The following is a 731-nucleotide window of genomic DNA, read 5'->3' as shown; positions in this document are numbered from 1 at the left end:
CAGTACGGTGTCACGGGCTACATCGACGACAAAACGGGTGGCTTCGTGCTCGTTGGCGCAAAGCGCCTCGACGGCGGCAATCCGTTCCAGTTGCTGGTCTCGGCCGACATGTTCGTGGACGGGCTGCTCACCGCCCGGATGTTCTCGACGACGTCGCTGATCACGACCTCGGCCCAGATCGGCAACCTGACGGTCGACAACATCAACGTGAAGGACGGCGCCATCTCGGGCCTCGTGTCGGCACAGTCGAACGGCCAGCAAACGAGCGTGACCATCAACGTTCGCACGGCGCGGGCCGTGGCGGTGCTCGCCAACCGGGTTGGCGACCTCAGTTCGCGCTTCCGTCAGACGGGGACCAGTACCGGGGCAATCAAGATCTATCGGGGCGGCAACTTGATCGGCGCCATCCCAGCCAATTTCACAATGGATTTCGATCCGACCCCAGGCGTGAATGCTTCCTATTTGCGCCTTGGCCCGACCACGTATCCAATTCTTGATTACCCGGGGGTTGGATCTCACACCTATCAGGTTGTCGACGACAACAACGTCGGCATCGGCGGCGTCTACATCAGCGTTCAGGAGAGCAAATGAGCATGGGGCCATACACCTCGGCGCCTGTGCCATTCGTGAGGCATGACGAGGCCGGCCGGATCATCGATTGGGGTCGGATGGAGATGCAGTACATCGCGGCCGAGGATGCCGAGCGCGGTGGCATCCTGGCGGGCGAGGCC

At 62.2% G+C, this 731-nt stretch carries 1 pseudogene; it reads left to right on the top strand.

Features of this window, described 5'->3' with window-relative positions:
- Nucleotides 1-591: pseudogene (locus tag A5481_RS31635) on the top strand (host specificity factor TipJ family phage tail protein); the annotation flags it as partial.
- Between the last annotated feature and the right edge of the window lie 140 nt (nucleotides 592-731).

The organism is Methylobacterium platani, assembly GCF_001653715.1.
GTDB lineage: Bacteria > Pseudomonadota > Alphaproteobacteria > Rhizobiales > Beijerinckiaceae > Methylobacterium > Methylobacterium platani.
The sequence above is the reverse complement of the archived record's forward strand: the minus strand, read 5'-3'. Positions and strand labels throughout refer to the sequence as shown.